We start from the raw sequence: 21,909 nt of genomic DNA on the forward strand, positions 1-21,909 counted from the left end.
AGCGACAGATGCATGAAGCCGCCCGCCGCGCGGCGGCGAGGCGGCAGGCGAGGCGAAAGAGCGTTGGCGGGTTTCAGTAAGTTTCGATATGCAGCCGGCCTTCGGCTTTCATGCTGGCCTCCAGTTCCGGCCAGGACAGCCCGGCGGCGGCGCAGACGTCGCCAAAGGCGGCCAGCACACCTTCTTCCATGCCCTTCAGGCCGCAGATGTAGATATGGCCGTGCGGGTTGCCCAGCAGGGCTGCGACGCCGTCGGATGCTTCACGGATGGCGTCCTGCACGTAGCGTCGCGGCACCTCGGCATCGCGCGAGAAAGCAAAGTGGATATCCAGGAAGTCCCTGGGCAGCTTCAGCAGCGGCCCGAAGTAGGGCAGCTCGCGCGAGTTGCGTGCCCCGAAGAACAGCATGCGGTGGCCGCTGAAGTGGTCCATGTTGCGGCGCATGCGCTCGGTCATGGCGCGCATGGGCGCGGAGCCGGTGCCGGTGCACACCATCATGATGCTGGCTTCGCGGTGATTGGGCATCAGGAAGGTGGCGCCGAACGGCCCCACCACCTGGACGGTGTCGCCCTTGGCCAGGTCGCACAGGAAGTTCGACGCCACGCCGCGCACCGGGTTGCCGTCGTGATCTTCCTCGACGCGCTTCACGGTCAGCGCCAGGTTGTTGTACCCCGGGCGCTCGCCGTCCCGAGGGCTGGCAATCGAGTACATGCGGATGTAGTGCGGCTTGCCGGCGGCGTCGGTGCCTGGCGGCACGATGCCGATGGCCTGACCTTCCAGTACCGGGAAGAAGTGCGTGCCGAAGTCCAGCACGATGTGGTGGATATCGCTGGAGGCGTCCTCCGCGGTCAGCCGGTAGTTGCCGGCCACCGTGGCTGTCACCGGTGCGCGCACGCCATGCAGGTTAACGTAAGGGTGTGCCGCCGACCATGGCGCCCGGGACGAGGTATGGCGGCTGGTTTCCACGGCCTGCACCGTCACGCCGTCTTCTACGGCCGCGGCGGCGGTGTCGGCGCGTACCGCCTCATCGGTGCCGGCGGCATCGAGGTCGGCGGCAGGCAGCGGCACCTCGGCCGGCAGTTCGTCCCACAGGAGCTGTTCCTCGATCGGGTAGGCCTGGCCTTTGAGCATGGTGCGCCAGTTGTCGATGGCGCCGGTGGGGCACGGCGACAGGCAGGCGTTGCAGGCGTTGCAGACGTCGGCCTTCACCACATAATTGCGCTCGTCATGGGTGATGGCATCGATCGGGCACGTGTCCTCGCAGGTATTGCAGCGGATGCAGATTTCCGGATCGATCAGGTGCTGCTTGATGATTTCGGGGGCGCCCATGGTATGTCTCCATGTGGGGCGGGGCCTGATGCGGCCCCGGGCTGACAGTCCTGTCTTTCTTGTGATGTCTTGCTGGCGAGGCGGCCGTTCAGTTGAACCGCACGTACTCGAAGTCCATCGGCTGGCGGTTGATGCCGACGGCCGGCGGCGCGATCCAGTTGGCGTATTTGCCCGGCTCGGCTACGCGCCCCATCAGCGAGGCGACATAGGTGCGGTCTTCCTCCGTGGCCAGCCACTTGGGTGCATTGGCCTGCCACTGCGCTTCGGACAGCACCTCTCCGGTCGGCGACACGTGAACATTGGACAACGTGCCGATCTTGCGGTTAAAGGCCTTGTGCGGCACCGTCAGCTTGAACGGGATGCCGTGCTTCTCGATCACCTTGTTCCAGCGCGCCACGCCGCCGATCGAATCGCGGATGTAGTCGTCGCGCAGCACCTCGTTGAGCGCGTTGAGCATCGGCACTTCGCGCTCGCCGAGCTGGCCGTCCCGCACTTCCAGCACGCGGTAGACGTCGCCCTTGAGTACGTGGTCGTCGGTGCGCTTGCCTTCCTCGAAGCGGCCCTTGAGTCCGGCGCTGTAGAACGTTGCGGCATTGGATGACTGGTCCGCCCCGAACAGGTCGATGGTCACGCTGTAGTGGAAGTTCAGGTAGCGCTGGATGGTCTCCAGGTCAATGACGCCGGCGGCGCGCACGTCAGCGGGGTCACGGATATCGCGCTCGCGCATGACTTCGCAGGTACGCTGGATCACGCGCGACACGCCCGATTCGCCCACGAACATATGGTGCGCTTCCTCGGTCAGCATGAAGCGCGTGGTGCGCGCCAGCGGATCGAAGCCCGATTCGGCCAGCGCGCAAAGCTGGAACTTGCCGTCGCGGTCGGTGAAGTAGGTGAACATGAAGAACGACAGCCAGTCCGGCGTGCGTTCATTGAACGCGCCGAGGATACGCGGGTTGTCCTGGTCACCAGAGCGGCGGTCGAGCAGCGCCTCGGCTTCTTCGCGCCCGTCGCGGCCGAAATAGCGGTGCAGCAGGTATACCATGGCCCACAGGTGGCGGCCTTCCTCCACATTGACCTGGAACAGGTTGCGCAAGTCGTACAGCGACGGGCAGGTCAGGCCCAGGTGGCGCTGCTGCTCGACCGAGGCGGGTTCGGTATCGCCCTGTGTAACGATGATGCGGCGGAGGTTGGCGCGGTGCTCGCCCGGAACATCCTGCCACGCGGCTTCGCCCTTGTGCTCGCCGAAATGGATCTGGCGCGCCGGGTCGGCCGGCTGCAGGAAAATGCCCCAGCGGTAGTCGGGCATCTTCACGTAGTCGAAATGCGCCCAGCCCGACGGGTCGACCGACACCGCAGTGCGCAGGTACACGTCAAAGTCATGCGAGCCTTCCGGCCCCATGTCGCGCCACCAGTCCAGGAACGCCGGCTGCCAGTGCTCCAGTGCGCGCTGCAGTGCGCGGTCGTCCGCCAGGTTGACGTTGTTGGGGATCTTCTGGCTGTAGTCGATGCTCACGGGGTGTCTCCTTGTCGGGTCGTTTGGCGTCAGACGCGGTTCCAATCAAAGCGGGCTTTGTTGCCGGTACCGAACACCTTGAGCGCGCCGTTCTCGCCCACCGCGTTGGGGCGGTTGAAGATCCAGTTCTGCCACGCCGTCAGGCGGCCGAAGATGCGGGTTTCCATGGTTTCACCGGGGCCGAAGCGCAGGTTCGCTTCGAGACCGGTGAGCGCATCGGGCGACAGGCTGGCACGTTCTTCCACGGCAATGCGGATCTCGTCTTCCCAGTCCATGTCGTCGGGTGCGGCGGTGATCAGGCCCAGCGAATCCGCACTGAGCGCATCCAGCGGCGCGCCGATGTGCTCGCGCGCGGCGGCGATGGCGGCTTCGTCTTCGTAGAAACGCGCGGCCAGCCTGGACAGGCCGTTGGGCATCGGGTAGCGGCCGAAATTGGCTGCGCTGAGAAACACGCGCGGCGCGTCATCGGGTGCGTCCGGCAGGTGCAGCATGTAGCTGCGGTCCGCCGCCAGTGCCAGTTCCAGCAGCGTGCCGGCGAAGCAGGAATCCTGCTCGATCAGTGCGAACTGGCTGCGTGAGGACACATCCAGCCGCGCGAGCGTACGGCGCAGCATGCCAATGGTCTCGCGCACGAACCAGTGGCTGGCGTGCGCTTCCATCAGCGCGTCGGCGGCCAGCACGGCGGCGGGGTCGCCGTCGGTCTTCATGACCCACATGCCGATATCGAGGTGATTGGTCCGCAGCGTCAGGATGGCGTCGTCGAGTTCGCGTGCCATCTTGAGCGGCCACCACTGCACGCCGGCGGACACGATGCCTGCCAGGTCCGCCGGCTGGTGGCGGTCTGGCCCGAATACCGTGATGGTGGCCTTGCGCGCGGCGCGGTCGAGGTGGACACGCACGGTGTCATAGCGATAGCCGTCATCTTCGACGCTGCGCGATAGTGGCGTGAGTTCGACCCCGTGGTGGCCCTGCGGGCGGTCGCTGGTGGCGGCCAGCGCGGCGGCGCGTTCGGCAACGTATTCGGCAAAACGTGCGGGTTTGACCACTTCATCCACGAGCTTCCAGTCCTTGGCGCGCTGCCCGCGCACGCCTTCGGTGGTGGTGCAGAAGATGTCGGCGTGGTCGCGGCGCACGCGGCGCTTGTCGGTCACGCGGGTGAGCCCGCCGGTGCCCGGCAGTACACCCAGCAGCGGCACTTCCGGCAGGCTGACCGCAGAGGAACGGTCGTCGACCAGCACGATCTCGTCGCAGGCCAGCGCCAGCTCGTAACCGCCGCCGGCCGTAGTGCCGTTGCAGGCGGCAATAAATTTCAGGCCCGAGTGGCGGCTGGCGTCTTCGATGCCGTTGCGCGTCTCGTTCGTGAACTTGCAGAAGTTCACCTTCCATGCATGCGTCGACTGGCCAAGCATGAAGATGTTGGCGCCCGAGCAGAAGATGCGGTCGCGCGCGCTGGTCATTACCACCGTGCGGACTTCCGGATGCTCGAAGCGGATGCGCTGCAGGGCGTCGTGCAGTTCGATGTCGACGCCCAGGTCATAAGAGTTCAGCTTAAGGGTATAGCCAGGCCGCAGCCCGCCTTCTTCGTCGACGTCCATCGCCAGCGTGGCGACAGGCCCGTTGAAAGTGAGCTTCCAGTGGCGGTACTGCTCGGGGTGGCGTTCAAACGTGACGGGTTCGGCGGATGCTTGTGTGGGGGCGGTTGCCGGCGCGGACATGGCTGTCTCCTTGATGCACTATAGTGCCTTGCGGCTTTTAATGAAATATAGTGCATTGAGAAGGGCGATGCAATCCCTTTCTGCGCGCTCTCACGGGGCGCGGTGTGCGGGCTCAGGCGGTAACGTGGGAAAGTTGGGCGCGCAATGCCTGCAGCGACGTGTTGGCGTCCTGGCCGCTGGTGTCGAGCGCCATGTCGGCGCGGGCGTAAAGCGGCATGCGCGCCTGCAGGATGCGGCGCAGGTCCGTCATGGCTTCGCGGTTTCCCTGCATGGGTCGCATGTCGCCCTGCGCCACCACGCGGGCCATATGTTCTTCCGGCGAGGTCTTGACCCATACCGTATAGCAGCGTGACAGCAGCAGGTTGAAGGTGGCTGGTTCCGACACCAGGCTGCCGGGGGTGGCCAGCACCATGCTGTCGTGCTCGCGCAAAACGCGTTCCAGCGCGCGCATCTCGTAGCGACGGTACGCGGCCTGCCCGTACAGCGAGTGAATTTCCGACAGGCTCGCGCCGGCTTCCTGCTCGATCACATTGTTGAGCTCGACGAACGGTAGATCCTCGGCAGCCGCCAGGGCGCGGCCAAGCGTGGACTTGCCGGCGCCGCGCAAGCCGATCAGGGCGACGCGGCGGTGGCGGGTGTCGCGCGATTCGGCGGGCGCCAGCGCGTGGCGGCATGCGTCGCGCACGCGGGCCAGGTCGCCGGTGGGCAACTGTGCCAGCCACTGCACGAGCTGCGCGAACTCGGTGGCCTGCTGGCCGTTGAGCCCGTCCACTTCCGCCAGCACGACCGGCAGCGGCACATCGAGCGCGTGCGCCACCTGGCGCAATAGCAGCACCGAGGCATTGCCCGTGCCGGTCTCCAGGTTGGCCAGATAGCGTTCCGAGACATCCGCGCCGCGCGCCAGGTCCTTGCGCGACATGCCGCGCGCGGCGCGCAGCGAGCGGATGCGCTCGCCCAGCTGCGTGAGATAGGGATCGCGTTCGCCATTGGCGCCGCTGGCGCGGACGTCGGGCGAGGGGAGCGGTTCGGGGTCTCGGCGCATGGCGGACAGGCGTATCAAACGTATCAGGCAGTTTGGGCCGGCCTTTGTGCGGTATCCGGCCGGAAAAGGAGGCGAATTATAAGGCAGTCCCGCAGGGTAGCCGGCCGTGTGGTGTCATATAGTGCATCTACTAACTTGCATGATAGGCGATATGAAATAAAATGCATCAACAAGCCGATGCGTTCGCCTGTGCGCACCGGCATTCCAAGAGCGACCGGCCTGACGCCGTCACGCTGCCGGGCACGTCTGCCGGCAACTGGCGACACCAAGGAGTGGAGACATGACGCCCCCCAATACCGCTGCCGGTTCGCCGGCGGGTGTATCGCTTTCGCCCGGAACTGCCGAATCCGACATCACCGCGCTGCCCGCCCGGTACAACGCCGCCGCCGACCTGCTTGGCCGCAACCTGGCAGCTGGCCGCGGCGACAAGATCGCCTATATCGACGATGCCGGCACGCTGACCTTTTCCGAACTGGAGACACGTTGCCGCCGCTTTGCCGCAGCGTTGCACGATGCCGGCTTCCGGCGCGAAGAGCGGCTGCTGCTGTGTGCGCTCGATACCATCGACTTTCCCACCGTATTCCTTGGCTGCCTGCTGGCAGGCGTGGTGCCGGTTGCCGTGAATACGCTGCTGACGGCCGACGACTACGCCTACATGCTCGGCCACTGCGGCGCGCGCGCCGTAGTAGTGTCTGAGGCTTTGCTGCCCACCATGAAGACGGCGATTGCGGGCAGCGGCCTTTCCCCGCTGGTGATCCAGGCCGGCCCGCACCAGGACGCGGCACCCAGCTGCAGCGTGGAGGCGGTCGTGGCGCGTACGCGCTCGACGGCGCCGGCAGTCAGTACCGGGCCGGATGACATGGCGTTCTGGCTCTACTCGTCCGGCTCGACGGGCCGGCCCAAGGGCACTGTGCATACCCACGGCAACCTGTTCCATACGGCCGACCTGTACGCGCGCCGCGTGCTGGGCATGCGCGAAGACGACGTGGTGTTCTCGGCGGCGAAGCTCTTCTTTGCCTATGGGCTCGGCAATGCGCTGACGTTCCCGCTGTCGGTGGGCGCCACCACGGTGCTGATGGCGGAACGGCCGACGCCGGCAGCGGTGTTCCGGAGACTGTGCGAGCATCGTCCCACTGTGTTCTGCGGGGTTCCCACGCTGTTTGCCGGCATGCTCGCCGCGCCGAACCTGCCGCCGCGCAGCGACGTGGCCCTGCGCGTCTGCACATCGGCAGGCGAAGCCTTGCCCAGGGATATCGGCGAACGCTTCCTGGCACACTTCGGCTGCGACATCCTGGATGGCATCGGCTCGACGGAGATGCTGCACATCTTCCTGTCGAACCGGCCTGGAGAAGTGCGCTACGGCACTACAGGCAAGCCGGTGCCCGGCTATGAACTCAAGCTGCTGGACGAGCTTGGCGAGCCCACCCGGCCCGGCGAGATCGGCGATCTGTATATCAGGGGGCCGTCGGCGGCGCTGATGTACTGGAGCAACCGCGACAAGAGCCGCGATACCTTCGTCGGCGCCTGGACGCGCAGCGGCGACAAGTACCTGCAGGATGCCGACGGCTACTACATCTATGCCGGGCGCAGCGACGACATGCTCAAGGTGGGCGGGATCTATGTCTCGCCATTCGAGGTCGAGGCTGCACTGGCGCAGCACCCGGCCATCCTGGAGGCGGCGGTGATCGGCGTGGCCGATGCCGACGAACTGGTCAAGCCGAAGGCCTTCGTCGTGATGCGGCCGGGCCAGCAATGGCATGCGGGCATGGCTGCCGAGCTGCAGGCCTTCGTCAAGTCGCGGCTGGCGCCGTACAAGTATCCGCGGCAGATCGAATGCGTGGAGGAACTGCCCAAGACCGCCACGGGCAAGATCCAGCGCTTCCGCCTGCGCCAGCGCGAAGAAGCCGCGCGGCAGGCTGGCGCGGCCACTGCAACCGCAACTGTTTCCGCCAATGCCTGAGGACAAGGCCTGCATGCACAGCGAGTGGGTGGACATTCCGTTCGACGGCCGGCGCATCCGGATCGAGTACCAGTGGCTGCGCCCCGAGCGCACGCAGCGTCCGCTGGTGGTGTTCCTGCATGAAGGGCTGGGCTCGGTCAGCATGTGGCGGGATTTCCCGCGCAGCTTCTGCGAGGCCGGCGACTTCCGCGGACTGGTGTTCTCGCGCTACGGCTACGGGCGCTCCACGCCGCGGCCGCACGAGGAGAAGTGGGGTGTCGATTTCATGCACCGGCAGGCGCGCGAGGCGTTGCCGGCGCTGTTCGATGCACTGGATATCGGCCCGGGCCGCAGCCGTGGCAAGCCATGGCTGTTCGGTCACAGCGACGGCGCCTCCATTGCGCTGATCCACGCCGCCAGCTTTCCCGATTCCGTCGATGGCATCACCGTGCTGGCGCCCCATATCCTCGTCGAGGAGCTGTCCGTGCGCAGCATCGAAGCCACGCGCCGGGCCTACCTGGAGACGGATCTGCGCAGTCGCCTGGCGCGCTACCACGACGACGTGGATTCGGCCTTTTGGGGCTGGAATGACATCTGGCTTAACCCCGCCTTCCTCCAATGGGATCTGCACGCACTCCTGCCGCAACTGCGCTGCCCGGTGCTGGCGGTGCAGGGTGAAGACGATGAGTACGGCACCATGGCGCAGATCGAGGGTATCCATCGATATGCCCCACAAACCGCCTTGCTTAAACTCGCGCGGTGCGGTCATTCGCCACATCGCGACCAGCCGGGACCGTTGACGCAGGAGGCGGTACGGTTTATAACGGCACATACTTCATACCTAAAATAATTCGTTGCCCGCCCCCGCGTTCGCATCCTGGCATGCGTCCGGATATGCATCCGAACCTGGGGCAGGGACCGATCACGGTTCCACGAACCGCCGGCTTGACCACCAGGAGACATCATGCACCGCTTCACATCGCGCAGGCTCGCGCCTGCCTGCCTTGCCGTTGCTGCAATGCTTGCCACCACCGGGGCCGTCCATGCGCAAAGCGCGCAGGGCGGGAAGATCAAGGTAGGGTTCATGCTGCCCTACACGGGCACGTATGCGGCACTGGGCACGGCCATCGAGAACGGCTTCCGCATGTACGTGCAGCAGCAGGGCGGCAAGCTGGGCGGGCGCGAGATCGAGTACTTCAAGGTCGATGACGAATCCGATCCTGCCAAGGCGCCCGAGAATGCCACCAAGCTGATCAAGCGTGACCAGGTCGATGTGGTGGTGGGCACCGTGCATTCGGGCGTGCAGATGGGCATCGTCAAGGTGGCCAAGGAAAACAATACGCTGCTGATCATTCCGAACGCCGGCGTGGATGAAGCCACTGGTCCGCTGTGCGGCCCCAACATCTTCCGTTCCTCGTTCTCCAACTGGCAGCCCGGCTATGCCATGGGCCACGTGCTGGCCGAGCGCGGCATGAAGAAGGTCGTCACGCTGACCTGGAAATACGCGGCCGGCGAGCAATCCGTCAAAGGCTTCAAGGAAGCCTTCGAAGGCAAGGGCGGCAAGGTGGTGAAGGAACTGAGCCTGCCGTTCCCCAACGTGGAATTCCAGGCGCTGATCACCGAAGTGGCGGCGCTCAAGCCTGATGCGGTGTTCGTCTTCTTCGCGGGCGGCGGCGCCGTCAAGTTCGTCAAGGACTGGGCCGCGGCCGGCCTCAAGGACAAGATCCCGCTCTATGGCTCGGGCTTCCTGACCGACGGCACGCTGGAGGCGCAGGGCAACGCCGCGCAGGGTCTGGAGACCACGCTGCACTATGCCGACGGACTGAGCAACGCGCGCGACAAGGGTTTCCGCCTGGACTACGCCAAGATGTACAAGCTGCAGCCGGACGTGTACGCCGTGCAGGGCTACGACGCGGCGCAACTGCTGGCCGCCGGTGCGAACGCGGTGAAGGGCGACATGTCGCGCAAGGCTGATGTCTACAAGGCCATGGAAACGGCCAGGGTGGACAGCCCGCGCGGCGCCTTTACGCTGTCCAAGGCGCATAACCCGGTGCAGGATTTCTATCTGCGCAAGGTGGACGGCCGCGAGAACAAGGTGAGCACGGTGGCGGTGAAGGCGCTGGCCGATCCGGCGCGCGGGTGCAGGCTGTAAGGCCTGCGGTGGCGCACGGTTTGCTCCCCTATCCCGCGCGCGATAGAGGGGAGCCTGTCACCGGCGTGTGTGGCGCAATCGGTTCTGTTTGATGCATTGCCAGCATGGACATCGTCTCTTTCCTGATCCAGTGCCTGAACAGCGTGCAGTACGGGCTGCTGCTGTTCCTGGTCGCAAGTGGCCTGACGCTGATCTTCGGCATCATGGGCGTCATCAACCTGGCACATGGCAGCTTCTACATGCTCGGCGCCTACCTGGCGTTTGCGCTGGCCAGCCTGACAGGCAACCTGCTGATTGCTCTGCCGCTCGGCATCGTGCTGGCCGTGGCATTCGGCTACGTGCTCGAGTGGGTGTTCTTCAGCTTCCTCTATGAGCGCGACCACCTCCAGCAGGTGCTGATGACCTACGGCCTGATCCTGGTGTTCGAAGAGTTGCGCAGCATCCTGGTCGGCGACGACGTGCACGGCGTGCCGGTGCCGGCGCTGCTCGACGGCGCACTGCCGATCGGCAACGACATGACCTATCCGGTCTACCGCCTGTGCATCTCGGCAGTCTGCCTGCTGGTGGCGGCGGCCATGTACTTCGTGATCCGGCGCACGCGCCTGGGCATGATGATCCGTGCCGGCGCCACCAATCGCGAAATGGTGCAGTCGCTGGGCATCAACGTGACAGTGCTGTACCGCGTGGTGTTCGCGCTCGGCGTGGCGCTGGCGGTGCTCGCGGGCATGATTGCCGCGCCGGTGTCGTCCGTGTATCCGGGCATGGGTGCGCAGGTGCTGATCGTATGCTTCGTGGTGGTGGTGATCGGCGGTATCGGCTCGGTGAAAGGCGCACTGGTGGCATCGCTGCTGCTGGGCTTTGTCGATACCTTCGGCAAAGTCTTCTGGCAGGAAGCATCGGGCGTGCTGATCTACCTCCTGATGGCGGTGATCCTGTTGTGGAAGCCGCAAGGCCTGTTCAAGGCGGGTTGACATGGATACCAAGCTTTCCCTGGCGCCTTCGCATGGCGGTGCACGCGCCGCCCTTGCGTGGCTGGTTGCGCTTGCCGTGCTGGCAAGCCTGCCGCTGCTGCTGACCGCCGACAGCCACAAGTTCTATATCGAGCTGCTCAGCAAGGTCATGATCATGGCCATCTTCGCGCTCTCGCTGCAGCTCCTGATCGGCTATACCGGCCTGGTGAGCCTGGGCCACGCCGCCTACTTCGCGGCAGCGGCCTATGCCACGGCCATACTGGCGCCGGAATCCGGGCCTGGTAACGGCTGGCTGCTGCTGGCGGGGGCGCTGGGTGCGGCGGCGGCGCTGGCCATGGTGGTCGGCATGCTGGTGCTGCGCACGCGCGGGGTGTACTTCATCATGGTCACGCTGGCGTTCGCGCAAATGGCGTATTTCGTCTTCCACGACACCAAGATTGCCGGCGGCAGCGATGGCACGTACATCTACTTCCGCCCGGAATTTCCGGTGCCGGGCGTGCAGCAATTGACCGTCAACGATCCCAGCCACTTCTACTGGATGGTCTGGGCCGCAATGGGCCTGACTGTGGCCGTGCTGGCGCTGCTGCTGCGTTCGCGCTTCGGGCACGCACTGGTTGGCATCCGGCACAATGAGCAGCGCATGCGCGCCGCGGGCTATGCCACGTACCGCTACCAGCTCGGCGCTTTCGTCGCGGGCGGCATGCTGGCGGGCCTGGCGGGGTTCCTCTATGCGATCCAGTTCGGCTTCGTCAACCCGGAGATCGCTTCCTGGCACCAGTCGGGCAATGCCATGCTGATGGTCATCCTGGGCGGGGTGGGCAGCTTGGCGGGCGCCGTGCTGGGCGCCTTTTCCTTCGTGCTGCTGGCCGAGTGGTTCAGCACCATGACCAAGCACTGGCAGTTGCTGATGGGCGGTTTCATCATCGTGGCGGTGGCGCTGCTGCCGCGCGGGCTGGTGAGCCTGCCCGCGGTGCTGCGCCAGAAGCAGGGCGCCCCGGGCGTGCGCAACGGCGGTACCTCGGGCGATGACGACGACACGGCGCAGGAGGCGGGCGGCGAGAACCGCAGCAACCGCCACCGCAACACGGAGGCCGCATGAGCACACCGGTATTGCAGGCCACGAGGCTGACGCGGCGTTTTGGCGGGCTGACCGCCGTGGCGGAGGTGGACCTGTCGCTGGCGCTGCACGAGATCCATGCGGTGATCGGCACGAATGGCGCTGGCAAGTCCACGCTGATCAACATGCTGTCCGGCGAACTGCCGCCTTCCGACGGGCGGCTGCACCTGCAAGGGCACGACGTGACCGGCTGGTCCCAGCCGCGACTGGCACGGCATGGGATCGGCCGCAGCTACCAGCGCAACAACATCTTCCTGCCGCTGACCGTGCGGGAGAACTGCCGGCTGGCGGCCCAGTCGCGTGCCCAGCGCGCCTGGCGGCTGTGGGAAGGCGCCGGCAGCTGCCGCATGAGCGGTGCGCTGGCCGACGAGGCCATGGAACGTGCCGGGCTGGCGGCGCATGCCGGGCGGCTGGCCAGCGAACTCGCACATGGCCAGAAGCGCCAGCTTGAAGTCGCCATGTGCCTCGCCACGCAGCCCGTGGCCCTGTTGCTGGACGAACCGCTGGCGGGCATGGGCGCGGAGGAGTCGTCGCGCATGCTGGCGCTGCTGCGCGGCCTGCGCGAAGGCCACGCGATCCTGCTGGTGGAACACGATATGGACGCCGTGTTCTCCGTGGCCGACCGCATTACCGTGATGGTCAACGGCGCGGTCATTGCCAGCGGCACACCCGAGGAAATCCGCGCCAACCGCGAAGTCCAGCTTGCCTACCTGGGCGAGGCGGAAGACAGCGAGGTGCCGGCATGACCGCGGCCATGATCGAAGCCAGCGGCATCAACGCCTGGTACGGCTCCAGCCACATCCTGCGCGACGTGGAGTTCAGCGTCGGTACGGGCGAGACCGTGGGCCTGCTCGGGCGCAATGGCATGGGCAAGAGCACGCTGTTGCGGACCCTGCTGGGGCACGTGCGCCAGCGCAGCGGCAGCATCCGCGTGGCCGGGCGCGACGTCTCGCGCGCGCAGCCCTACGAGGTGGCTCGCCTTGGCGTGGCCTACGTGCCCGAAGGGCGGGGCATCTTCCCGAACCTGTCGGTGCGCGAGAACCTGGTCATGGCCGCCCGCAAGGGCTGCAACGGCCGCCACGACTGGGACGAGGCCCGCGTACTTGACCTGTTCCCGCGGCTCAAGGAGCGTTTGGGCCATGGTGGCCAGCAGTTGTCCGGCGGCGAGCAGCAGATGCTGTCGATCGGCCGCGCGCTGATGACCAACCCGGACTGCCTGGTGCTGGACGAAGCCACCGAAGGCCTGGCGCCGCGCATCGTGCGCGAGATCTGGGAGGTCATTGCCACCGTGCGGGCCACTGGCATCGCCTCCGTGGTGGTGGATCGCAACTTCCGGTCCGTGCTCGCCCACGCGGACCGCGTGGTCGTGCTGGAGAAGGGGCGTGTCGTCCTGACCGGCCCTGCAGCAGACCTTGCCGGCAAGCCTGAGGCGCTCGATCGCTATCTTGGCGTGTAAGACAATCGCGCCTGAGAAAAAAGAGACTTAAAAATCTCATTTTGTGGTGGCATGGCAACGTAGCACCAGGGCAGGCATCGCCACCGCGATTTGCTGCCAGGACTTGACCATCCGCCGCTTCCCTCCCATGCTTGATGCGTTCCGCCTGCGGTATCGGGGGCATCGTCAGTGGCCGGCGCGCCACAGTTCATCTAGAATTGCGGCCGTTTGTGCAATGCAATAGAACACCAAAAGAGGGAGGCGGCCGATCCACGGCTGCTGTGTCGGGCCGGACTCCGGGTAGAGCCGTCTACCGCCCGCGATCCGGTCGTCAAGACCAGAATTCATGACCACCCAATCCGCAACCACTAGCCACTACTTTGTCGAAAGCCCGAGCACGCGCGCCCTGGTAATGGGCGCCATCGGTGTCGTGTTCGGCGACATCGGCACCAGCCCGCTATACGCCCTCAAGGAGTGCTTCAGCAAGGAGCACGGCATTCCGTTCAGCCCTGACGCCGTGCTGGGCATCATTTCGCTGCTGTTCTGGGCCATGATCATCGTGGTCTCGATCAAGTACGTGGTGTTCGTGATGCGCGCCGACAACGACGGCGAGGGCGGCGTGCTGGCGCTGATGGCGCTGGTGCTGCGCACGGCGGCGCCACGCTCGCGCTGGGCCAAGCTGCTGATGATGCTGGGCATCTTCGGGGCCTGCATGTTCTATGGCGATGCGGTGATCACGCCGGCCATCTCGGTGCTCTCGGCGGTGGAAGGCCTGGAGATTGCCGCGCCGCAGCTCTCCCACTACGTCATCCCGATCACGCTCGTGATCCTGGTGGGGCTGTTCCTGATCCAGCGCCATGGCACGTCGGCGGTGGGCAAGCTGTTCGGCCCCGTCATGGTGGCCTGGTTCCTGACGCTCGGCCTGCTCGGCGTGTACAACCTGGCTCAGGCGCCGGGAATCCTCAAGGCCGTCAACCCGTACTACGGCATCTCGTTCCTGATCGAGCATTCGCTGCAAGCCTTTATCGTGCTGGGCTCGGTATTCCTGGTGCTGACCGGGGCCGAGGCGCTATACGTGGACATGGGCCATTTCGGCGCGCGGCCGATCCGCTATGGCTGGTTCATGCTGGTCATGCCGTGCCTGATGCTGAACTACTTTGGCCAGGGCGCCATGCTGCTGACCAACCCGGCCGGCGCCGAGAACCCGTTCTACCTGATGGTGCCCGAGCCGCTGCTGATCCCGATGGTGCTGCTGGCGACCTGCGCCACGGTGATTGCCTCGCAGGCCGTGATATCGGGTGCGTTCTCGCTGACCAGCCAGGCCATCCAGCTCGGCTTCGTGCCGCGCATGCGCGTGCGCTACACCTCGGCGGCCGAGATCGGCCAGATCTACCTGCCGGTGATCAACTGGATCCTGCTGGTCCTGGTCGTGGCGGTGGTCATCTCGTTCAGGAAGTCCGAGAACCTGGCCGCGGCGTATGGCATCGCCGTGACCACCACCATGGTCATCACGACTTTCCTGTCCGCGGTGGTGATGCGCAACGTCTGGAAATGGAATCCGGCCCTGGTGACGCTGATCGGACTGTCCTTCCTGCTGGTGGATCTGGCGTTCTTCGCCGCCAACCTGCTGAAGATTGCCGAGGGGGGCTGGTTCCCGCTGCTGCTCGGCAGTTCGGCGTTCTTCCTGCTGATGACCTGGTACAGCGGCCGCAAGCTGCTGCGCGCGCGCAGCCTGGAAGACGGCATTCCGCTCGAGCCGTTCATTGCCGGCCTGCTGGCGCACCCGCCGCACCGCGTGGAGGGCACGGCCGTATTCCTGACCGGCAATACCGAGTCGGTGCCGGTGTCGCTGCTCCACAATCTCAAGCACAACCGCGTGCTGCACGAGCGCGTGGTCTTCCTCAGCTTCGTCACGCGTGACATTCCCTATGTCGATGACGAGCAGCGCCTGAGCTGCAAGGACCTGGGCGGCGGCGTCTATATCCTGAAGTCGGACTACGGCTTCAAGGAAACCCCGGACGTGCACAGGGTGCTGGACCTGGCGCAGCGCAAGCTGGGCATGCAGTTCGAGCTGATGGAGACGTCCTTCTTCATCGCGCGCGAGTCGGTCATCCCGTCCAAGCTGCCGGGCATGTCAATGTGGCGCGAAAGCCTGTTTGCGTGGATGCACCAGAACGGCGCCAAGCCGTCGGACTTCTTCCAGATTCCGGCCAACCGCGTGGTGGAGCTCGGTACCAAGGTAGAGATCTGAGCCGCGATCGGCAGCGCGAAGCCCCCGCCGGCACAAGCCGTGCGGGGGCTTCGTCTTTTCGGCAGCGTCAGGCCGCCATGGCGGGGGATGGCTGGCCGGCAGCAGGCATCGCGTACATAAGCGGCGCCATGGCGGCGTCGATGCGCGCGGCCTGCGCTGGGTTGATCATGTCGCCCAGCAGCTTGCCGAAGCGCGGCTCCAGCGCGCCGGTAACGATGTAGGTCCACCGGTAGGCCTTGAGCAACAGCTCGCGCACCTGCGTAGCCTGGGCCGAGTCCTCCGGCTTGCCGGTCACGCGCAGGAAGTAGTCGGCGTCGGCACGCGCCTGCGCCTGCAGGATCTCATCCATGCCGGCCACCAGCGCGATCATGTCGTCCACCGCGGCATCGCGCTCGGCGGCATCGATGCGCAGGTCTTCGCGCTTCCATTCCAGTTCGTCGAGGATGGCATGCTGCGATTCCTCGCGCCAGTGGAACAGGAACACGTCCTTGTACAGATCGGACAGGCCCGGCGCCATGCCGATGCTGGCGCGGTAGTGCGCCTGCGAGAACAGTTCCAGCTGACAGGTCATGGCCAGCACGGCCCAGGTCCGCTTGCCCAGCACGAAGGCGGCTACATCGTTCGGCGCGGCATCGAAATGGTAGCCGGCGGGCATGTGCACCGCGATCAGGCGCTCGATGCGGCGGAACAGTTCCTGGTGCTTCAGCTCTTCGTCGGTGAAGCGGATCAGCGCTTCCAGCGCGGTCTGGTCGCCGAAGCGGTGGTCCTGCGTCAACTCCAGCACCTTGGCGCTGACGAAGCGCTCGACCAGCCCGAACATGTTGGCGTACGTACGGCCTTGCACCTGGCTCAGGAAGCGTTGCTCGTCAGGCGTCAGGAAGGTGAGCTCGTCGACCAGCGACAGGCCGTCCGGCAGGAACTTGTGGTGCATGTCGAAACTGCGGTCGCGGATCACGTCGCGGTCGATATCCCAGCGAATGCGGCGGGATGTGGCGATGCAGCGGGCGTAGCGCTGTGTGTCGGTAGTCGAGGCGGGGTCTTGCATGGCAACTCCTGAGGGGATGGCACCGTCGCGATTGACGGTGAGCGAATCTTTCCCGCATCGGGCCGGCACGGCATGAGGCCCTTGTCCCGGTTGGGCCGTACGGCGCGACATGATCGCTGCCGGCTGGCGGGACATCAGTCCCGATGCCCGGGTTGGGGTTCACTAGCGGCCACTGTTTGCCGTTTAGCCGGATACAGGCTAGCGACAGGTGCCGGGAGCGCGCGACGGGGCAGACGCCGCGGTGCGCAGTGCGCCTGCGTATGGCCGCCCCGGAACCGATCTCGGGGCGGCTGTCCCGGAATCCCGACCGTCCGGCGAGCCCGGAAGGCCGGAACCGGGACACGCGCCTCAGGCACTGGCTTGCCGTACGGCCGGACAATGCGTTCCTCTGCTTGCACCCGCGGGACCTTGCAGCCATTGCAGGGATGCTGCGATAGCTGCACTGAGACACACGACGCATTGACACGGTAGTCAGGCGCCCTGGCGCTGCCACGATGGGATGGCGGCAGACGGGCACCGCACTCGGCCAGGCACGGCAAAGGCGATCCCGTGCGGCCCCGCATTGAAGGCGCTCATCGAGCGAGATCGCCTGTACAAGGCCATGCCGCGCCCCGGTCCCGTACCTGGCGGTCCGGCGGGCCCTGTTGGAGTCATCCATGCGTATGAACCTTGCCAAGACCATGCTTGCCGCTGCCGCACTCGCCGCCGGGCTTTGCAGCATGGCCCACGCCGACGTGCGTGGCGAAGCCCCACGGGCAACTGCCGCGCCGGGCCATAACGGCCCGCGCGATCCCTTCACCGATGGCGCCCGCGGCGCAGCACAGGCCGATTCGCTAAGGAATGCACCGGCTGTCATCGCGCGTCAGGGCATGTCCGTGTGCGCGGTCGATGGCTCGGGCGCTGACCAGGGCGTCATGCGCATGGGCAAGCCTGATCCTTACACCGACGGCAGCCGCATGGGCGGCCGCTATGACCCCTTCACCGACGGCGCCCGCGCGCAGCAGGGAGACGGGCGTGGCGGCGCGTGCCTGACTGCCGGCCCAGCGCAGGAGGCACTGCACACATAGTGGCGATCACCAGCCCCAGGGCAACCCTCCGCCTTCCTGCCTGCTGATCCTGCGCCTCGCGGCGTGTGCGCCATGACCGCCACATGCACCGCGCTGGCGCAAGCCTGACGCCAGGTGGGACAGGCCCGGTTTTCGCCGGGCCTGGCAGCGCTTTGCCATCTCGGCAAGCGGATTCCTTTGCTAATCTAGGTAAGTCACGTAGCGCGCCAATCGCGTGGGCCGGTTGCTGCCCGCGCCGGCAACCTGTGCCGCGTGAGCCGAGATGCCGATGCTCAAGCAGCAGATCCGCCTGTGCACCAGCCGCGATGGCGTGCGGCTGGCGTATGCCATCACCGGCAGCGGTCCGCCGCTGGTCAAGGCGGCGAACTGGATGAGCCATCTGGAGTTCGATGTCGGCAGCCCGGTGTGGAGCCACATGCTGGCGGCATTGTCCAGCGACCATACGCTGATCCGGTATGACGAGCGCGGCTGCGGGCTTTCCGATCGCGAGGTGGAAGACCTGTCCTTCGACGCCTGGCTGCGCGACCTGGAAACCATTGTCGACGCCACGGGCGTGGACCATTTCCCCTTGCTGGGTATCTCGCAGGGCGCATCGATCGCCGTGGCGTACGCCGTGGCGCACCCGCGGCGGGTCAGCCATCTGATCCTGCACGGCGGCTACGCGCGCGGGCGGCTCAAGCGCGATTTGCACCTGAACCCGCACCTGCGTGACGAAGCCGAGCTGATGAACAAGCTGGCCGAACTTGGGTGGGGACAGGAGAACCCGGCCTTTCGCCAGTTCTTCACGACGCAGTTCATCCCCGGCGGCACGGCCGAGCAGCACCGGTGGTTCAACGAACTGGAACGGGTCTCGACCTCACCGGTGAATGCGGCGCGCTTCATGCGCGTATTCAACGAGATCGACGTGGTGGCGCTGCTGCCCCTGGTGTCCTGCCCGACGCTGGTGCTGCATGCCGTGCATGATGCGCGGGTGCCGTTCGACGAAGGGCGCCTGATTGCCAGCGAGATTCCCGGCGCACGTTTCGTACCGCTGGAAAGCGGCAATCACCTGCTGCTGGAAACCGAGCTGGCCTGGCGCCGCTGGCTCGACGAGATCCACAATTTCCTGCCGGCCCCTGCTGCGGCGGCCGACCCGGCGTTCATGGCGCTCACGCGCCGCGAGCGGGATATCGTCGAGCTGATCGCGCAGGGGCGCGACAACGCACAGATTGCCGCCCACCTGGACCTGAGCGAGAAGACGGTGCGCAACCACATCACCAGCATCTTCTCCAAGCTGGAGGTGGAAAACCGGGCCCAGGCCATTGTGCTGGCCCGCAAGGCCGGCTTCGACCGGGCGGATGCGTAGTCGCGCTCAGGGCTTAGTCGTTGACCAGGGTACGTGCGTCGACCACGTGGTCGCGGTAAGCCTCGAAGATCCGGCGCAGTGCCTGCTCCATCGTCACCTCGGGCTTCCAGCCCAGTTCCTGCATGGTGTTGTCGATCTTCGGCACGCGGTGCTGCACGTCCTGGTAGCCCTTGCCGTAGAAGTCGCCCGAGGAGGTCTCGACGATCTGCGTCTTGCGCGCTTCCTCGGCGTACTCGGGGTAGTCGGCGGCCATCTTCAGCATCATCTCGGCCAGCTCGCGCACCGAGTGGATATTGGCCGGGTTGCCGATGTTGAAGATCTTGCCCGTGGCCACGCCGTTGGGGTTCTCGATGATGCGCATCAGCGCCGAGATACCGTCCGAGATATCGGCGAACGCGCGCTTCTGCGCGCCGCCGTCGACCAGCTTGATCGGCTCGCCGCGCACGATATGGCCGAGGAACTGCGTGACCACGCGCGAGGAGCCTTCCTTCGATTCGAAGATCGAGTCGAGCCCGGCGCCGATCCAGTTGAACGGGCGGAACAGCGTGTAGTTCAGGCCTTGCTCCATGCCGTAGGCGTGGATGACGCGGTCCATGAGCTGCTTGGAGCAGGCGTAGATCCAGCGCGGCTTGTTGATCGGGCCGTAGATGAGTGGCGACGACTCGGGATCGAACTCGTCGTCGGCGCACATGCCGTAGACCTCGGAGGTCGACGGGAAGACGAGGTGCTTGCCGTACTTGACCGCGGCGCGCACGATCGGCAGGTTGGCTTCGAAGTCGAGCTCGAACACGCGCAGCGGCTGGCGCACGTAGGTGGCCGGGGTGGCGATGGCCACCAGCGGCAGGACCACGTCGCACTTGCGGATGTTGTACTCGATCCACTCCTTGTTGATGGTGATGTCACCCTCGAAGAAGTGCATGCGCGGATGGTTGACCAGGTCACCGAGGCGGTCGGACGACATGTCCATGCCGTAGACCTCCCACGGTGTGGTTTCCAGGATGCGGCGCGTCAGGTGGTGGCCGATGAAGCCGTTGACGCCAAGGATGAGGACTTTCTTGCCTTGCATGGAGATGGGTTGTTGCATGGGTTAAGCGTAAGGGTGCGCCGGGCCTGGGGCCGGGCTAGCGTTGTTGCGGCGGAGCGCTCACGGCAAAGTTGGCCACGGCGACGCGGCGCCAGTCGCGTGCCACCACGTACATGGGCGCGCGCTGGCTGAGTTCGGCAAAGGTCTGCGGCGACATGATCGCGATGGCCGGCTGTCCGTCCTGCCACGCGGCAAGGAACGCCGCAGTGGTCGGCAGCCATTTCTGCGGCTCCTGGGTGACGCCGAATTCCAGCTCGTCGGCGTGCTCGACCATGACCAGCGGATGGCGCAGGTAGAACGGCAGCGTATGGTCCAGCACGCGCACGCCATAGAGCTTCATGTCGGGGCGCAGCACGCGCGCAACCGGCGCGATCATGTCGACACCCGATGCGGAGCGGCCGATGACTTCATGCCCCAGCAGCGCTGCCGTGAATGCCGTGCACATGCCCAGCGCGTAGACCGTGATGCTTGCCAGCAGCCCGCGTCGCGGCAGCAGCCAGCGCGCCGCCAGCGTGCTGGCAATGACCAGCCCGAAGGCAACGGCGGCCCAGACCGCATAGGCCCGATACAGCGCATTGGGCGTGTTGTTCGAATTCAGGGTGGCGACGATCGGGCTTGCCAGCAGCCCGATAGCACCGATTACCACGCCGGCCACGAGCTGGCGGCGCCAGGACCGTTCGGAGATCGAATCCAGTGCCACGCCGCCAAGCATGCCCAACGCCGGGAAGATCGGCAGAATATAACCGGGCAGCTTTGAGTGCGACAGGCTGAAGAAGACAAAGATGGCGACCGCCCAGATGGCGGCGAGCAGCGCGGGCTGGAACGGTCGCGGCCCACTGCCGTCCGCCACGCCGGCGCACTCGCGCACCGCGCGCCACATGCGCGGAAACAGGCCCAGCCATGGCAGGAAGCCTGCAATCACGAGCGGTACGAAGTAAAGCAGCGGGCCTTTGCGCGAATGCACGGTCGACGTGTAGCGCTGCCAGTGCTCGTGGATGAAGAAGAAGCGCAGGAACTCCGGATTGCGCTCGGACACCAGCCAGAACCACGGCACCGCGACCAGCAGCATCAGTGCAATGCCGCTCGCCAGATGCAGGCGGCGCCACAGGGCAAGGTCACGCGTGACAAGCGTGTAGATCACCAGCACCATCCCGGGCAAGGCGATACCAACCAGTCCCTTGGTCAGGATGGCAATGCCCATGGTCAGCCAGCATGCCAGCATCCAGTTGCGGCGCGCGGACGGGCTGGCCAGCGGGTGCTGGGCCAGCAGCATGAACGCCAGTACGCAGGCCATGGCGCCGGACAGCGTCATGTCCAGCGTGTTGAAGTGTGCCGCGACGCTCCACATCGGCGCCGCTACCAGTACGAGTCCCGTGAGCAGCGCGGTGCGGGCGCCGAACCAGCGGTGCGCCGCCAGCATGGACGCCAGCAGTCCGATGGCGCCGGCCAGGGCGACGCACAGGCGCGCCTGCCAGTCGCCAATGCCGAACAGCGCATAGGACAGCGCCGTCACCCACATATGGAACGGCGGCTTTTCGAAGTACTTCAGTTCGTTGTAGCGAATAGTCACCCAGTCGCCGCTGAGGAACATCTCGCGGGCGATTTCGGCATACCGGCCTTCATCGGGGCCGATCAGGTGGCGCATGCCAAGCGTGCCGAACCATAGCAGCGCAACCACCACGCAGACGCCTGTCAGCACAATCAGCGGAACACCGCCGAAGCTTCGCCTGTGCCACGGGTGTGCAGCTTGCGCGGCAAGCACGTCGTGCTCGCCCGTCAGGCGGTCGGAACCTTGAAACATGAAGGAGGAAGCTGGCGTGGCGGTATTGGGTATCGGGCCGGAAACCGGGTAATGCCGTGCGGCAACGGTTGTCGGAGGGAATGCGGACAAGCGGCTGGTTCAGGG

General features: G+C 66.0%; 17 protein-coding genes. 10 read left to right on the top strand and 7 right to left on the bottom strand.

What is annotated here, in order from left to right; translation table 11 throughout:
- Positions 1-73 precede the first annotated feature (73 nt).
- The 4 genes from boxA to LDO29_RS11720 form a co-directional block, all read right to left on the bottom strand.
- Positions 74-1,327: a benzoyl-CoA 2,3-epoxidase subunit BoxA gene (gene boxA / locus LDO29_RS11705; protein ID WP_224079945.1), complete on the bottom strand. Its 1,254-nt coding sequence runs from the start codon at positions 1,325-1,327 to the stop codon at positions 74-76.
- 88 nt (positions 1,328-1,415) lie between these two features.
- Positions 1,416-2,840 carry a benzoyl-CoA 2,3-epoxidase subunit BoxB gene (gene boxB / locus LDO29_RS11710; RefSeq protein ID WP_224079946.1) on the bottom strand — a complete coding sequence of 475 codons (1,425 nt, stop codon included), beginning with the start codon at positions 2,838-2,840 and terminating at the stop codon, positions 1,416-1,418.
- A 29-nt stretch (positions 2,841-2,869) separates the two neighbouring features.
- Positions 2,870-4,555 (bottom strand): 2,3-epoxybenzoyl-CoA dihydrolase, encoded by a 1,686-nt coding sequence (boxC, locus tag LDO29_RS11715; RefSeq protein ID WP_224079947.1) that lies wholly within the window; start codon positions 4,553-4,555, stop codon positions 2,870-2,872.
- Positions 4,556-4,667: 112 nt separating this feature from the next.
- The gene (locus tag LDO29_RS11720) at positions 4,668-5,597 is read right to left on the bottom strand and encodes a helix-turn-helix transcriptional regulator (RefSeq protein ID WP_224079948.1); all 930 of its coding nucleotides are present in this window, start codon (positions 5,595-5,597) and stop codon (positions 4,668-4,670) included.
- A 280-nt stretch (positions 5,598-5,877) separates the two neighbouring features.
- Between LDO29_RS11720 and LDO29_RS11725 the strand changes: the two genes are divergently transcribed.
- From LDO29_RS11725 to LDO29_RS11760, 8 genes are all read left to right on the top strand, one after another.
- Positions 5,878-7,557, top strand: a complete 1,680-nt coding sequence (locus tag LDO29_RS11725; RefSeq protein WP_224079949.1) for a benzoate-CoA ligase family protein — start codon at positions 5,878-5,880, stop codon at positions 7,555-7,557.
- Positions 7,558-7,570: 13 nt separating this feature from the next.
- On the top strand, positions 7,571-8,386 hold the full coding sequence (locus LDO29_RS11730; protein ID WP_224079950.1) for an alpha/beta fold hydrolase: 816 nt from the start codon (positions 7,571-7,573) through the stop codon (positions 8,384-8,386).
- A 114-nt stretch (positions 8,387-8,500) separates the two neighbouring features.
- Positions 8,501-9,688, top strand: a complete 1,188-nt coding sequence (locus tag LDO29_RS11735; protein ID WP_224079951.1) for an ABC transporter substrate-binding protein — start codon at positions 8,501-8,503, stop codon at positions 9,686-9,688.
- A 104-nt stretch (positions 9,689-9,792) separates the two neighbouring features.
- The gene (locus tag LDO29_RS11740; protein ID WP_224079952.1) at positions 9,793-10,659 is read left to right on the top strand and encodes a branched-chain amino acid ABC transporter permease; all 867 of its coding nucleotides are present in this window, start codon (positions 9,793-9,795) and stop codon (positions 10,657-10,659) included.
- Between the two features lies 1 nt (position 10,660).
- The gene (locus LDO29_RS11745) at positions 10,661-11,758 is read left to right on the top strand and encodes a branched-chain amino acid ABC transporter permease (protein WP_224079953.1); all 1,098 of its coding nucleotides are present in this window, start codon (positions 10,661-10,663) and stop codon (positions 11,756-11,758) included.
- Entirely contained in the window at positions 11,755-12,522 is a 768-nt protein-coding gene (locus tag LDO29_RS11750; RefSeq protein ID WP_224079954.1) for an ABC transporter ATP-binding protein, read from the top strand. Before LDO29_RS11745 ends, LDO29_RS11750 begins: the two co-directional genes overlap by 4 nt.
- Positions 12,519-13,232 (top strand): ABC transporter ATP-binding protein, encoded by a 714-nt coding sequence (locus LDO29_RS11755; RefSeq protein ID WP_224079955.1) that lies wholly within the window; start codon positions 12,519-12,521, stop codon positions 13,230-13,232. Before LDO29_RS11750 ends, LDO29_RS11755 begins: the two co-directional genes overlap by 4 nt.
- A gap of 325 nt (positions 13,233-13,557) precedes the next feature.
- Positions 13,558-15,462: a potassium transporter Kup gene (locus tag LDO29_RS11760; protein WP_224079956.1), complete on the top strand. Its 1,905-nt coding sequence runs from the start codon at positions 13,558-13,560 to the stop codon at positions 15,460-15,462.
- 67 nt (positions 15,463-15,529) lie between these two features.
- On the opposite strand, the gene LDO29_RS11765 is transcribed toward LDO29_RS11760, so the two are convergent.
- The gene (locus tag LDO29_RS11765) at positions 15,530-16,507 is read right to left on the bottom strand and encodes a hypothetical protein (protein ID WP_224079957.1); all 978 of its coding nucleotides are present in this window, start codon (positions 16,505-16,507) and stop codon (positions 15,530-15,532) included.
- 656 nt (positions 16,508-17,163) lie between these two features.
- On the opposite strand from LDO29_RS11765, the gene LDO29_RS11770 reads away from it, so the two are divergent.
- Entirely contained in the window at positions 17,164-17,574 is a 411-nt protein-coding gene (locus LDO29_RS11770) for a hypothetical protein (protein WP_224079958.1), read from the top strand.
- A 262-nt stretch (positions 17,575-17,836) separates the two neighbouring features.
- Positions 17,837-18,919 carry an alpha/beta fold hydrolase gene (locus LDO29_RS11775; RefSeq protein ID WP_224079959.1) on the top strand — a complete coding sequence of 361 codons (1,083 nt, stop codon included), beginning with the start codon at positions 17,837-17,839 and terminating at the stop codon, positions 18,917-18,919.
- Positions 18,920-18,932: 13 nt separating this feature from the next.
- Here LDO29_RS11775 and LDO29_RS11780 read toward each other — a convergent pair whose 3' ends face one another.
- Together LDO29_RS11780 and LDO29_RS11785 are read right to left on the bottom strand one after the other, a co-directional pair.
- Positions 18,933-19,985 (bottom strand): bifunctional UDP-4-keto-pentose/UDP-xylose synthase, encoded by a 1,053-nt coding sequence (locus tag LDO29_RS11780; RefSeq protein ID WP_224080047.1) that lies wholly within the window; start codon positions 19,983-19,985, stop codon positions 18,933-18,935.
- 55 nt (positions 19,986-20,040) lie between these two features.
- The gene (locus LDO29_RS11785) at positions 20,041-21,804 is read right to left on the bottom strand and encodes a glycosyltransferase family 39 protein (RefSeq protein ID WP_224079960.1); all 1,764 of its coding nucleotides are present in this window, start codon (positions 21,802-21,804) and stop codon (positions 20,041-20,043) included.
- Between the last annotated feature and the right edge of the window lie 105 nt (positions 21,805-21,909).

Origin of the sequence: Cupriavidus laharis (genome assembly GCF_914271435.1) — a bacterium.
GTDB classification, from domain to species: Bacteria; Pseudomonadota; Gammaproteobacteria; order Burkholderiales; family Burkholderiaceae; genus Cupriavidus; species Cupriavidus laharis.

Coding starts and splice junctions, on each gene's coding strand:
- boxA (WP_224079945.1), bottom strand. CDS start 1,327: ATGGGCGCCCCCGAAATCATCAAGCAGCACCTGATCGATCCGGAAATC.
- boxC (WP_224079947.1), bottom strand. CDS start 4,555: ATGTCCGCGCCGGCAACCGCCCCCACACAAGCATCCGCCGAACCCGTC.
- LDO29_RS11720 (WP_224079948.1), bottom strand. CDS start 5,597: ATGCGCCGAGACCCCGAACCGCTCCCCTCGCCCGACGTCCGCGCCAGC.
- LDO29_RS11725 (WP_224079949.1), top strand. CDS start 5,878: ATGACGCCCCCCAATACCGCTGCCGGTTCGCCGGCGGGTGTATCGCTT.
- LDO29_RS11730 (WP_224079950.1), top strand. CDS start 7,571: ATGCACAGCGAGTGGGTGGACATTCCGTTCGACGGCCGGCGCATCCGG.
- LDO29_RS11735 (WP_224079951.1), top strand. CDS start 8,501: ATGCACCGCTTCACATCGCGCAGGCTCGCGCCTGCCTGCCTTGCCGTT.
- LDO29_RS11740 (WP_224079952.1), top strand. CDS start 9,793: ATGGACATCGTCTCTTTCCTGATCCAGTGCCTGAACAGCGTGCAGTAC.
- LDO29_RS11745 (WP_224079953.1), top strand. CDS start 10,661: ATGGATACCAAGCTTTCCCTGGCGCCTTCGCATGGCGGTGCACGCGCC.
- LDO29_RS11750 (WP_224079954.1), top strand. CDS start 11,755: ATGAGCACACCGGTATTGCAGGCCACGAGGCTGACGCGGCGTTTTGGC.
- LDO29_RS11755 (WP_224079955.1), top strand. CDS start 12,519: ATGACCGCGGCCATGATCGAAGCCAGCGGCATCAACGCCTGGTACGGC.
- LDO29_RS11760 (WP_224079956.1), top strand. CDS start 13,558: ATGACCACCCAATCCGCAACCACTAGCCACTACTTTGTCGAAAGCCCG.
- LDO29_RS11765 (WP_224079957.1), bottom strand. CDS start 16,507: ATGCAAGACCCCGCCTCGACTACCGACACACAGCGCTACGCCCGCTGC.
- LDO29_RS11770 (WP_224079958.1), top strand. CDS start 17,164: ATGCGTATGAACCTTGCCAAGACCATGCTTGCCGCTGCCGCACTCGCC.
- LDO29_RS11775 (WP_224079959.1), top strand. CDS start 17,837: ATGCCGATGCTCAAGCAGCAGATCCGCCTGTGCACCAGCCGCGATGGC.
- LDO29_RS11780 (WP_224080047.1), bottom strand. CDS start 19,985: ATGCAAGGCAAGAAAGTCCTCATCCTTGGCGTCAACGGCTTCATCGGC.
- LDO29_RS11785 (WP_224079960.1), bottom strand. CDS start 21,804: ATGTTTCAAGGTTCCGACCGCCTGACGGGCGAGCACGACGTGCTTGCC.